Source organism: Candidatus Nomurabacteria bacterium, from assembly GCA_023898525.1.
Taxonomy (GTDB): Bacteria; Patescibacteriota; Minisyncoccia; order Phycocordibacterales; family UBA918; genus OLB19.
The window spans coordinates 500552-512927 of record CP060227.1; the positions used below are offsets into that span (position 1 = coordinate 500552).

General features: G+C 42.1%; 15 protein-coding genes and 2 tRNA genes. 6 read left to right on the forward strand and 11 right to left on the reverse strand.

The features are described from left to right. Positions 1-60: 60 nt before the first annotated feature. Both H6779_02225 and H6779_02230 read right to left on the reverse strand, forming a co-directional pair. Entirely contained in the window at positions 61-999 is a 939-nt protein-coding gene (locus tag H6779_02225; GenBank protein ID USN88241.1) for a hypothetical protein, read from the reverse strand. 109 nt (positions 1000-1108) lie between these two features. Then, positions 1109-1996 carry a group II intron reverse transcriptase domain-containing protein gene (locus H6779_02230; GenBank protein USN88242.1) on the reverse strand — a complete coding sequence of 296 codons (888 nt, stop codon included), beginning with the start codon at positions 1994-1996 and terminating at the stop codon, positions 1109-1111. Between H6779_02230 and H6779_02235 the strand changes: the two genes are divergently transcribed. Then, positions 1974-2384 carry a four helix bundle protein gene (locus H6779_02235; protein ID USN88243.1) on the forward strand — a complete coding sequence of 137 codons (411 nt, stop codon included), beginning with the start codon at positions 1974-1976 and terminating at the stop codon, positions 2382-2384. The two genes, H6779_02230 and H6779_02235, sit on opposite strands and share 23 nt — an antisense overlap. Positions 2385-2932: 548 nt before the next feature. On the opposite strand, the gene H6779_02240 is transcribed toward H6779_02235, so the two are convergent. Beyond that, entirely contained in the window at positions 2933-3520 is a 588-nt protein-coding gene (locus tag H6779_02240) for a hypothetical protein (protein USN88244.1), read from the reverse strand. Between the two features lie 251 nt (positions 3521-3771). Here H6779_02240 and H6779_02245 point away from each other — a divergent pair, with 251 nt between their 5' ends. Beyond that, positions 3772-4704: an IS30 family transposase gene (locus H6779_02245; protein USN88245.1), complete on the forward strand. Its 933-nt coding sequence runs from the start codon at positions 3772-3774 to the stop codon at positions 4702-4704. 153 nt (positions 4705-4857) lie between these two features. Here the strand turns inward: H6779_02245 and H6779_02250 are convergent. From H6779_02250 to H6779_02275, 6 genes are all read right to left on the reverse strand, one after another. Continuing rightward, positions 4858-4941 (reverse strand) — tRNA-Leu (locus H6779_02250). A gap of 182 nt (positions 4942-5123) precedes the next feature. Beyond that, positions 5124-5762 (reverse strand): 50S ribosomal protein L19, encoded by a 639-nt coding sequence (gene rplS, locus H6779_02255; GenBank protein ID USN88246.1) that lies wholly within the window; start codon positions 5760-5762, stop codon positions 5124-5126. Between the two features lie 59 nt (positions 5763-5821). Further along, positions 5822-6601 (reverse strand): RluA family pseudouridine synthase, encoded by a 780-nt coding sequence (locus H6779_02260; GenBank protein USN88247.1) that lies wholly within the window; start codon positions 6599-6601, stop codon positions 5822-5824. Further along, the gene (gene uppS, locus H6779_02265; protein USN88248.1) at positions 6570-7256 is read right to left on the reverse strand and encodes a di-trans,poly-cis-decaprenylcistransferase; all 687 of its coding nucleotides are present in this window, start codon (positions 7254-7256) and stop codon (positions 6570-6572) included. The genes H6779_02260 and uppS overlap by 32 nt, the downstream gene beginning before the upstream one ends. Further along, positions 7243-7593: a hypothetical protein gene (locus tag H6779_02270; GenBank protein USN88249.1), complete on the reverse strand. Its 351-nt coding sequence runs from the start codon at positions 7591-7593 to the stop codon at positions 7243-7245. The genes uppS and H6779_02270 overlap by 14 nt, the downstream gene beginning before the upstream one ends. A 10-nt stretch (positions 7594-7603) precedes the next feature. After that, entirely contained in the window at positions 7604-7876 is a 273-nt protein-coding gene (locus H6779_02275) for an acylphosphatase (GenBank protein USN88250.1), read from the reverse strand. 116 nt (positions 7877-7992) lie between these two features. Here H6779_02275 and H6779_02280 point away from each other — a divergent pair. Then, positions 7993-8065: transfer RNA gene (locus H6779_02280), tRNA-Val, on the forward strand. Positions 8066-8526: 461 nt separating this feature from the next. On the opposite strand, the gene H6779_02285 is transcribed toward H6779_02280, so the two are convergent. Then, positions 8527-8925: a hypothetical protein gene (locus tag H6779_02285; GenBank protein USN88251.1), complete on the reverse strand. Its 399-nt coding sequence runs from the start codon at positions 8923-8925 to the stop codon at positions 8527-8529. 303 nt (positions 8926-9228) lie between these two features. Then, positions 9229-9378, reverse strand: coding sequence for a hypothetical protein (locus tag H6779_02290; protein USN88252.1), 150 nt, complete (start codon positions 9376-9378; stop codon positions 9229-9231). 171 nt (positions 9379-9549) lie between these two features. Here H6779_02290 and H6779_02295 point away from each other — a divergent pair, with 171 nt between their 5' ends. The 3 genes from H6779_02295 to H6779_02305 are packed head-to-tail and all read left to right on the forward strand — an operon-like array spanning position 9550 to position 12048. Next, a complete protein-coding gene (locus H6779_02295) occupies positions 9550-9909 on the forward strand; it encodes a hypothetical protein (GenBank protein ID USN88253.1) in 360 nt (119 codons plus the stop codon). Continuing rightward, positions 9881-11467 (forward strand): C40 family peptidase, encoded by a 1587-nt coding sequence (locus H6779_02300; protein USN88254.1) that lies wholly within the window; start codon positions 9881-9883, stop codon positions 11465-11467. The genes H6779_02295 and H6779_02300 overlap by 29 nt, the downstream gene beginning before the upstream one ends. After that, complete coding sequence (locus tag H6779_02305) at positions 11464-12048, forward strand: hypothetical protein (GenBank protein ID USN88255.1); 585 nt, start codon at positions 11464-11466, stop codon at positions 12046-12048. The genes H6779_02300 and H6779_02305 overlap by 4 nt, the downstream gene beginning before the upstream one ends. The last annotated feature ends 328 nt before the right edge of the window (positions 12049-12376 follow it).

Below are 12376 nucleotides of genomic sequence, written 5' to 3' on the forward strand. Positions count from 1 at the left end.
TAAAAACTGCTAACCGGTGACAATCTTGTCACACAAATATTTTACGCCTATCAAAATTTTCTACAATACCCCCAGATCTTTGAGGTTTTCTCTGATTTTCGCGCGAATTTGTACAAATTCCGGAACATCATAGTAGAAAAGAATTTTTTGATTTCGAATGGTCGTATTAGCCGGCTTCCCTTCCCTGACAAAATAAACAAAAGTTTCGGCCATATCTTCTTCCGGAGCATTTACAGAATATTCGCTTACAAACCGATTTTCGTTATCATCAAAATAATCTTTGTTTAAATAGTAAATTTCACTGGCCTTTGCCTCTTTAATTAGATCAACATGCGCGTAGTCCTGACGAGTCCAAAAGTTTGCTTTGAATTGATCAGTTAATCTTGAATAATCGTATAATAGTAGGTGAGAATATTCGTGAATGAATAAATTGGAATATGATTTGGTTGACTGCTTACTTGAATCGTAACCATCGATGTTCACTCCCATTATCCAATCGCGCGGACCATTTTTTGTAGTTGCCATTAGCTCGACATACCCCCCAAGGTCGCCGTGACTTCGGTCAAAGATTCGCCACTCACGAATCTTCCTATCAACAATTTCAGGTCCTACTACATCTACCAAAAGTTCAAAAAGTCGCTTATCAATTGATCGACTTGATCTGGTGCCATCAGCATAGAGAAGTCTCCCATCTTCTACAAAATAAATAGCCTCGTAAGGAAAATCATAAAATTTTGATTTGTATGGTTGACGATTGGTGACAACTTCTATTTCTCTATTAGAAACAACTTCTGTCTCCTGAACCTCTAGAGATTCTAGAGCTTCTAGCTTTTTTTGCAAACTCAAAACAACATTCAGCAGCTGCTCTATCTGAAGAAGTAGCTGTAGCTGTCTTTCTTGTTCAACCAAAGTAGTATTAGCCACCGCAGTTGCCGGTACACCCGCCGCTAAAAGAAGCGGTATCATTAGCAGTCCAGCAATAAATTTCTTAAGAATCATCGCTACCTATTATACCTTGAACTAACTTCCATTCTCAATTTTTTTGTATTACCATGTGAAAGTAATCCAAGATAAGCTTGCACAACCTCTTCTTTACCGTCTTTTATCGTTAGCTCACGAAACATTTTTCGTTTTGTCGACGTCCGTAACACACGGTGTCTGGGAAAGTGTACCCAACCCAAGAAATCAACTCCACTTGCCAGAGTCTCAATTGATATTTTATTTGGATGTAACTGTAGCGCCAATTTCTCTTCGAGAAATTGGCGCAGTCCCAAAAAAGCTCCACCAAATACTCCTTATCCCGTGACAACACCACAAAATCATCAGCATACCGAATATAATATTTGGCTTTGAGTTCGTGTTTCATAAACTGATCAAACTCATTCATGTATACATTCACCAAAAGTTGGCTGGTCAAGTTGCCGAGTGGCAAACCTTTATTTGGCTGAATTTGAAAACTATTAATCACTTGCCCCAGCAACCAAAGAACGTCTTCATCTCTAATGTGCTTTTGTAAGATATCCAGTAGAATTTTATGATCAATGCTAGCAAAGAACTTTTTGATATCACACTTGAGTACCCAACAGGTTTTGGTGTGATTTTTTGAAACTATGACGGAGAAGTTTTTGAAGCGCTGAATAGCTTCATGTGTTCCTTTACCAACTCGACAAGAATACGAATCATAGATGAATTTTTTATCAAAGTAGGGATAGAGCTTTCGGTAGATAGCGTGGTGGAGCAAACGGTCACGGACACTCGCTTTGTGAATGTTGCGAGGTTTAGGGTCAGAGATATTGAATGCTTCATAAGTTCCGTGTTTGTATGTTTTGTTTTTTAAATCTCGGTGTAGATCAAAAATGCTATCCATCAAAGTGTACTGAAAAACTTGCACATCTTTACGCTTACGCTTTCTGTGCAAAAACTCTTCCCACGCGCCAAGAAGATTATCGAGAGAAATGATATTATGGTAGGTAATGTCAGGCGCAAACAAAAACATACCTCAGTCTACCCCCCCCCGCGCGCGACAAATTCAACAACCTAGGTTGATTCCGGTCGTCTTGAAGTTGAAAGATACGTATCGTGTATGGCAGGAGTACCTTATATCTTTTCCTAAGCAAAACCGCTACACGCTCGGTAACAAGATTGACGACGTATTTTTACTCGCCATTGAGTACTGCTTCTTAGCTAGTTACGCCAGCAAAGACACAAAGCTGATTCACCTTGAACGCTGTATATCACGGGTCGATTTATTGAAATTGTTGCTTCAACTTGCCTGGGAAATACGCGCTCTTGATACCAAGAAATACACGGTACTTGGTGAGCGGCTACAAGAAGTCGGTAGAATGCTTGGTGGCTGGAAGAAAGGCATTGAAAGTAAACGATGAAATGAAATTTATTCGTCCAGCAATTTCTTCTAGAAATGGAAGAAATTGGGACGTAAATTCGCAATATTCGCTTGCGCTCGTTTGCTCATTTAAAAAACTCCCCACGTTAAGTGAGGAGAAAATGGTGTGTTGCTGTACCACCAACCGATGACGATTGTCGGCATTCCAGACGTTGTCGTTGTCGAAGCGGTTGACGTTAGCCTTGAGCTTGCCATCATCCACATTGACGTTGGCAACGAACAGAAACGATATGTGAAATGCGCCATCTATACCACCAACCATTGATCATAAGTGAACAAGGTTTTGTATTTTACGCGGGACCTCAAAGTCCACCAGCGCACTTCACCAACAAACTATTTTTTAAAAGAAACTAACATGTCCACACTTTACGCAACCGTGATCACGCAAACTCCAAGATATGCTGTCTCACTCACAGACTTCCACAGCCGTAGCCGTAAAATAATATCTGTGGCTTCATAAGTATACAAAAGTCCCCTGAACACGCGAAGTGCCCAAGGGACAAAGGGTCAAAGACCAAAGTGCAGAGGTCAAACAGTCTGTTGCTGAACCACCAACCGACGACGATCGTCGGCATTCCAGACGTTGCCGTCGTCGAAGCGGAAGACGCGAGCCTTGAGCAGGCCAACATCCACAAGGACGCGGGCAACGAACAGAACTCCGTTCACCTCAAACAAGAAGAACGTACCGTAGCCACCTTGCCGGAGTGAGTCGCGATGATTGCGACAGAACTCTACAATCTGCCCTTGCGACAGCGCAAGCTGGCGTGGATCGCCGAGCGACTCGAACAGCGTTTCGTATGTGCCGTTGCGAGTCATCTCGTGGACATCGACCGTGACCTCGTTCGTGTCTTCGCCGGAAACATCAGTACTCCAGTTCTTGAAGTCACTGTCGAGGTAGCCAGTGAAGACATCCTCAGCTTCTGCGAGCGTGACACTGCCCTGAGTAGGGGCGAGGGTGACGGTTTTGAGGCGACGAAGGTATTCACGCTTCTCTTCCAGAATCTGCTGCAAAACATCGGCAACAGATTCGGCGTCGCGCACTCCGTCAACCACCATCATGTTGATTTTTGTCTGCAATTTAAACAGACGCTCAATCGTTTTGGTGTCATTACTCATGACATTCTCCTTTCAATAAACCATTACTCATGGTCTGCCAGAGGGCCTAACTACCTTATGTAGGTTTACCATAGCTTGAAATCAACAAACTTTTGCTGACTTGAAGCTACGGTAAAAAATAAAGAACAATTTGTTAATTATAACATGGTTAACGTTTTTAGTCAAAATTACGTCCCTGAATTCTCACCCTAATTGCACAATCCTTTGCACCCTAATTGCACAGGTCAAGATGACATACATACTGCTTTTGTATGTCACACAAACAAATAGGACCGGAAGACTGGCCGGTTATTTCACGTATGCTCAAAGCGGGATACTCAGGAGTGGAGATTGCGCACATTATCAACAAAGATCCAAGTGCGGTTAATAGACATATTAAAGCGTATGGTGGTCGGGATAGATACGATGCTCGCGAGGTTCGCAGAAAGAAAAAACAGGCACGTATCATTGCTATGGAAGGTACTAGAATACTCAAAGGAGTATTATTACGAGAAGTGAAACGATTATTAAAACAACACTACTCACCGGAACAGATAGTCGGAGTACGTGATGACATCTCTGCGAGCACTATCTACCGATACATTAACGAACGAGCTCCACACCTTAAACAATTTCTTCGTTCTCAGAAAGGCAAGTATCGGCGCAAACGAGGCACCAAAATACGTGAAAAAGTTCGTGAAAGAGCCAAGAAACGTCGTATTGATGAACGACCGCCCATTATTGAACGTCGCTCCCGTTTGGGAGATTGGGAGGGAGATACTATGCTGGGAAGAGACAAACGAGTACGTATTGTCACCTTCGTTGATCGCAGAAGCGGGTATCTAATTGCGTATCTTCTGCCAAAATTAAATGCTACTTTACTCACTAAACTGGCGGTGGAAAAATTCAGGCGTATACCCAAAAACAAACGAAAGACCGCTACCTTTGATAACGGTACCGAGTTCAGTGACTGGGAACGGTTTGAGAAACAAACGAGTATGACTGTGTACTTTGCTTATCCATACCACTCTTGGGAGCGTGGTACCAATGAAAATACTAACGGGCTACTTCGACAATATTTTCCGAAAGACTTGGATTTCAACACCATTACTCCACAAGAACTTTCTGAAGCGGTTCGTCGTATAAATCATCGTCCTAGAAAGAGACATAATTTCAAGTCTCCACATCAGATATTTTGGAAGTGATGGTCTGTGCAATTAGGGTGGTGATTCAAGGTTCCGCTAGATTCTAGTCTGAAAAGCAACAACATCTAATTCCAGCACGCTAGTGCTACTAAGCACTAGCTCTGGACACATAAAAAAAGAAGTATAGAAAAATTCTATACTTCTTTTTTTATGTGTCCAGGACTGGAGTTGAACCAGCACGGGGAAACCCCCACTACCCCCTCAAGGTAGCGCGTCTACCAATTTCGCCACCTGGACATATTTTTAACGACCACCGGGAGTATAAAAATAGAAATACTCTTGTGGTGGACAATTGTCTTTATTTAACAAAGCCCCTGCATTATGCCTGAAAAGATAGTTCACTTCAAGCGAAGTGAGACCACAATTACTGAAAAAACCAGACCGTACGGTCTGGTTTTTTCAGCAATTGTGGTTTGAGCCTAACCTTTCTTTTCTTCCGCTGCCGCTTCGGCTTTTTCTGACTCATCAGCTGGAGTCTCTTCCGTTACTTCTGGAGTAGCTTCCTCGACTTTCTCCTCTACCGCTTCAGTTTCAGTTGGCTTAGCTTCCTCTTCAGCAGCTTTTGCTTCTTCCGCTGCTTTAGCCTCTGCCGCCTCCCTTTCTTCCTTTTCCTTTAGCTCAGCTTCTTCTAGTGCCTTGGCCTCTGCTGCTGCGCGAACCGCTGCTTCGGCCTCTGATTCTGTCATTACCCCCATCATAGTAGTACGACGCATCTGACGACGAATCTCACGGGCCACCTTCTCACGAATATAATAAAGTTTTGAACGGCGAACCTTAGCTCGCTTTACAATCTCCAACTTATCAATAAGTGGAGAGTATAATGGGAAGATTTTCTCTACACCAACTCCACTAGCCACCTTACGCACGGTGAAAGTTGCTCCCGGCTCACTGCCGTGTTTGCGGGCTAGTACCAGACCCTCAAAAATCTGAATACGAGTTTTACCCTTTTCTTGAATCTTTTGGTGAACACGCACAGTATCCCCGGCTCGGATACCAAGTTGGCTGCGTTCATCTATATTTACCGGTGAAATATTAACTCCTTTTACTGCTGTTTTCATATAATAAATTAATTAGGTCTTTAGACCTTTAAGCGTGCCATAATCTACCACATACAATCCTACTCTGCAATATGTTCCGCCGCTATTTCAAATTCAGGCGGAATTGGTGCAATAAAGCGTTGTCTCTCTTCGTTTGGTAATACAATATCCAATATATGTGCATGCAACGCCAAACGATCCAGCTCTAAGTTATTTGATACCGTGATTTTCTTATCAGCATATAGCTTATCCCCGACAATTGGCCGGTCAATCGCCTTCAAGTGCACTCGCAGCTGGTGGGTGCGTCCGGTTTGCGGCATTAGTTTTAAATACGAAAAAGCCTCATCCTTGTATTCACCGACCCCAATTCGCTCAAAGTGAGTAATTGCCTCACGCAACACACCTTTAGCTCCGCGCTCGGCCGAACGCTTCTTAAAATCCTTGGCACTGCGCCCAATCGGTCGATTAATAGTTCCCCACTTATCATGAATCCGTCCGTAAACAAAGGCTCGGTACTCTTTCTTGGCCAATCGATCGTGAAATTGGGCTTTTAGAAAAGCATGCGCTTTTTGCGTCTTCGCCAAAATCATTACCCCCGACGTCTCTCGGTCTAGGCGATGCACTATCCCCGAACGCTCAAGCTTGCTGCCGTCTGGTTTTAAGGTTTCCTCCCCCACCCCTTTGGCGCCAGGCACCTGGGACAAAAACCAATCTACCACCGTACCCTCTGGACCTGATTGCCAATCCTCGTGCACCAAAAGACCGTAGGGTTTATTAATCACCAACACTTCGTCATCTTCATAGATAATCTCCGGCACCAACTTAGTCTTAGCGACCGATTCTTCTTTCTCGCTTGGCATATTCTTCCAGAATACTGGTAAATTCGGTTTTTGTAAAAGCAGGCCAGTAAGTATCAATAAAGAAAAATTCACTGTAGACAGTCTGCCATGGCAAAAAGTTAGACAACCGCTTCTCCCCACTCGTGCGAATAATAATATCAGGGTCAGGCATACCGGCAGTCCAAAGCAACTGACTAAACTGTTCTTCATTTACTTCTTGACCAACCTTGACCGCTCGATTGACGGCTTCTATAATCTCCGCTCGACCACCATAAGAAAAAGCTACCCAGACAGTAGTACTGTATTTATCAGCTGTCTCTCTTTCAACCTCAGCAATACTAGCCTGAATATCTTCCGGCAAATCATCTCGCCTGCCAACCACTCTAACATTAAACTTTCTCTCATCTGCCTCTTTACGGATCTGTGCCAAAAGCTCACGAAACAGCATCAACAAATATTCAACTTCTTCCGGGCTTCGTTTCCAGTTTTCGGTTGAAAAGGCATAAAAAACTGCGTGCGGTATTTTCATTTCTTTCAACCAATCAGTTACTTCCAAAAACTTCTCTCGACCGGCCAAGTGACCATTAAGCGTGCTTAGCCCTCGCTCCTTAGCAAACCGCCGATTGCCATCCATAATAAAACCGACACATTCAATCCTCTCCTTACTTTTCTCCATATGTTCGCAAAAGAATTTTAGAAAATGGCAACAAAGCAACCCCTACACTTCCCCATAAAATGGGGAGCCATAGTGGTAACGACAACCAGTGTTGAGTCTGATAAACCCAAGCCCCCTGCGTAACAACTATCGCCTCTGCAGAAAAACCACACACAGCAATTACTACAAACATGATTAAAGCAGATCGTGCAAAAGAAAATTGCCACCACAAATACAATACCGATATTAATAATCCCGAAGTCACAAACAAAGTATTAGAAAAATGAAAAGTTACCAAGTAAATTTGAATAAACGCAACTATAATTGAAGCTGTTATAGCCTTTTTTTGTTCGAACATAATTTATATTTTAATTTAACACCGAAAAGTCGTCATAAGTTACACGAGCCGTCCCCCACTCAATCGCTACCCCTTCCACCTTGGCCAACAAAGACCCCTCATGAAGGTACTCCACCAACTCTTTCAAACTATCTGGCTCACCCTGCGCCACCACCATCACCGAACCATCAAACTGGTTTTTAACATACCCCACCAAACCCAACTCACCGGCGGCGTTTTGCACATAATCACGATACCGCACCCCCTGCACCTTACCAGTCACTGTACATCTGATTTCATTCATAATATAAGTATTGAGTATACAATCTTTGCTGCAGATATTGAAATTATTTCAAAAAAATGTAGTATATAGCCTACTGACATCATCATCAGTAAAGACCTCAAAACAGAAGTATATATGCGCGATTAGCTCAGTTGGTAGAGCAGCTCGTTTACACCGAGAAGGTCGGGAGTTCAAGTCTCTCATCGCGCACAATATTAAATACCACCAGCTTCTGCTGGTGGTATTTAATATTTGTCGCCAGAGACTTGAAGGCCGGAATGTAGCGAAGCGGAATGAGGCGGGGTCGCGAGCCCAAAAAATAATAAGTTAACGAGACATTGTTTTCTTATGAGGGACGAATTAGAAAAAAAGAAGTACCCTTGTGGCGAGTATATTTTTTGAGGACTTGTGACCAAGTCTCTCTTCGCGCACACACGATATTAGAAAACTATTCTATATATACCTGATTGATCATAACCACCTCGTCACCAATAATTAATAACTCGAACGGATAGTGGTCACTTGGTAATGAATAGTAATAAAATGGATCAATCTTTCCAGAGTACACATCGTAGAAAGTCTCGCGGTCAACAAATTTTTCTGGATTTTGAACACTTTCAGTCTGATAGCTAATTAGGTGTATGATTGCATTGTCGGCAATTTTAAACTTTTTACCACTCCAGTCTGAGTTCCTGCAACTGAAGTATCGGTATCATTTCACCTGCTACAAGAACATTTTTCTGTTTGTATTCCTCTCCTAAAAATAATTCATATCCATTTTCACCAAACTGGACGCTTGACACTGAAGCAATAAACACATTTCCGAAGGCAAAATCATTTTCACCCTCCACTGTTTCAACCTTTACTTCTTTATCCACTTCAATAACTTTAATCTTTTCTATATTAACTACTTTTTCAGGAGCGTAAGTGTAACCAATCCAACCACCAACAAATGGCATTGCCACAAACAAAGTCAATGCAAAATATTTTGAGAATTCTGTTACCCGAAACACCGGGTGTTTTTCTTTCGACATTTCTATGGCCTCAAAATTATTTTCTTCTTGGTTCATAGTAAAATTGTAACATTCGTTTCTAGGAAGATTCAGGCTAAAGAAACATTTTAGGTGCTAAAAATGCTAAAGTACGGCTCTATTAAAAGCTGAACTGTTAATTATCTAAAATGACTTTTAAAAAAACGTACCAAATGCCCAAGCTGTGTGTCTTTAAATACCCGAAGGGATGGTATGCAAAGTGGTAGACAACGATACCGTTGTGGTGACTGCGGTTATAGATTTCAATATAAAAAACGAACCCAAAAACTAGGTAACAAGCTCTGGCACGAATACACCAGAGATAAACAAACCTTGCTAGAGTTAAGTAATAAGTATCAAAAGAGTCATGTCACCATCAGAAAGTATCTTTACTCCGAAGATTCTAACATCGTCTCGTATCGCGCGCCAAACAAAGATAAATGAACTACCTTGGCCTAAAGGCATGTGGTAGTTCATTTCTATTTTTCGCAAACTTTACTTTACGTAATTTTCTTTACTAGAAAAGTGCAAGGTACCAGGCAAAATTCGATCAACGATCCATTCAACCAGTTAGTAACCTAATAAACGCATTGTTTAAAGTGTTATTCTTAAAGCATTATAAATTTGTATTTTTTATATACATAAATATAGGTTCATATATATATGGTAAATAGTATTTGGTCAAAAGGTCACTCTCTAAAGCTTATTAAGTTTTTATTATTTTACACAATCATATTTGGCACGATTTTAGCCTATCTATTCACTTCCCCCAACAAAGCGTTGGCGGCCGTAGATGACCCCGCTTCTTATACGATAATTTCGTACGATTATATACTTGCCCTTGGTATTATTGTTGCCAATAGCGTCCCAGATATTTACCACAATGATACAGTCACTATCCACTACGGAACGGATAGCAACATGAGCATCGTCCCTCCACCTGAGGTTAGTAATATTTTGGCTAAGATATACCATATAACCGATAGTGGACAACGTGAAGATCAATATACTTTTTTTTGGTGAAAAGCACATCTTTTCATACGTGCCACCTCCTTATATATGGAAAAAGTCTGGTAGGTATGAAGTAGATATTTATGAAATGGTAGATAACGCCCCTTTGATTAAATCATACCTAACCACCATGCAATTTAATGTAGTCATAGATGGTGGACCAGCTCCAACCTGCACCTTGACTGCCACCCCAAGCACGATAGACCCAAACCAAGGTGAGACGGCCTTACTAGAATGGAGTAGTAACTACGCTTCAACTACAGTAATTGATCAAGACATTGGATCAGTTGCTACTTCCGGCTCCTTAGTTGTCTCTCCAAATGCCACCACCACCTACACCGCCAACTTTACCGGACAAAACGGAACCAGTTCCTGCAGAGTAACAGTAAATGTACCAAATCCGGTAATCATCCCGCTTCATGAGCAAGCTGCCGCGCTAGCGCGGCAGCTGGTAAACCACACCGAAGCCTACCTCTGGGGTGGTAAGGGTTGGGATTATGATCTAGGAGAATTCACTACTCCCGAACGCATCCTATCCGGCTACACTTACTTCAATCCCGACACCGGGAATAAAGATACTGGTATAGGGGTAGATTGTTCCGGACTAATAACTTGGGCCTTTAATCGTAGCTATAATGCCATAGCTGGATTTAATAGTAATTTTATAAAGTATGTAAACGCTGACGGTCTGTACCGAGACTACCAGTCAAGTCCAATAAACGAAGCCGAGCTGCGGCCCGGCGATACTCTTATTTTTGACTGGGAAGGAGATGGGTACATGGATCACGTAGCCATGTATGTAGGTGATAGTGGTGGGTATGATGTGGTTAATGCGGGAAACCCAGCTGTTGGAATAATAGGCCGCACAAACAACATTTACAAACTTACAGCTGGTTTTGAAGGTTATAGACGAATCCACCAAGCTGATGCTGAGCTTACTATCAAAACCGGCTCACCGGTTGACCTGGAAATCACCGACCCGGATGGCAATACCCTATCCGCCGCCAGCACCATCCCTTCCGACGAAGAATACATCAGAGAAATTCCCGGTGAGATGTATTATCTAGAACTGGAGCAAGGTCACGATGGTCACCCCGAAGACATAGTACTCTCACCGATCGCTAAAGATGGGGCTTATACTATCAAAGTTATTCCCGAAGCCGGAGCCGCCTCGGCAGCCACTTACTCTTTGACTGTGGAATTAAATGGTGTAGAGACAATAGTGGCCAACAATGAGACACTTGATACTATACCGACTGAAGGCTTTACTCTAAAGTTAGCCACTGGAAAAATTCTCGGCCTTGATTCGACCGTTAAGGTTTTACTTAGTGACCTATACCAATCAGTTAGTGATCTGAACCTAAACTCAACACAACGCCAGAAAAACCTCCTCTCAACGATTGACTCCGCCATAAACTGGTTTGACAAAAACCGACCCGATCAAATAATCCGCAAACTCACGAAGTTGCAAAATGATGTTGATAGACACATCGCCAATGAACTGACAGCTGAAGAATTGGCAAATATCACTAAGCAAATCGATGACCTTCTGTTATTATTACAAGCATGAGATACTTTTTGGTTATTATTGTACTTCTGACCGCTGGAGCTGGTTATTACTGGTGGACATCAGCTACTACCACTACCAATGAAGATGAAACCGACATAGTGTCAGCTACTACCACTACCCAAACCCAAAATCCCAACCCAAAAACAGTAACAAAACTGGACCACCAGATCTACACCAATGATACGTGGGGAATTACATTTAATTACCCAAATGACTGGGAAATTAGAGAACCTGCTTTTTTCAGCAAAGTTAGTAAGCTTAATTTAAGTGTAGATCCAGAAATCGGTAGAAAATATCCCGAGACCATACTAATCAATATCACACCTAAAGAATGGATAGAAAACGCCATAGATAAAATGAAAAAAGATGGTATTGTTTTTACAGACGATAAAGTTGCTGATCTTGACGCGCTTCGATTTGAATCTGCCTACGAAGGCATGCCACAGATTGATTATCTAATCTTAATAAACAATACCTACTGGATTGACATCTCCGGTAAAAAGGGGTACGAGACCGAACTTAACCAAGTTCTAGACTCACTAACAATAACCCCTGTCGAAATACCTTCGACCGTAGAATAAACCTCGTCTTCACACCACCTCTTTACTTTTTGCTTTTTTGCGGTACCCTACTCCTCATATCGTTTTTTGAGAGGTGCAGCAATGTCACAAACAGAAAGCAGTATAGTAATAAAAATAGGTACAAACGTCGTAAAAATTAACCAAGTTGGTGGAGGGAGTTGTCTTAAAATTTTATTTTATGCTGTCATAAAAACAGAGTGGCATAGTTATTACCTACACGACACAGGCGAACTTTTACCTAGAGCAGCGACTGGTGACCGCCACAATCCGATATTAAGCGGTTTTTACACAAACAAAGACGCCATAGCTAGGATGCTAAAAGAACCTA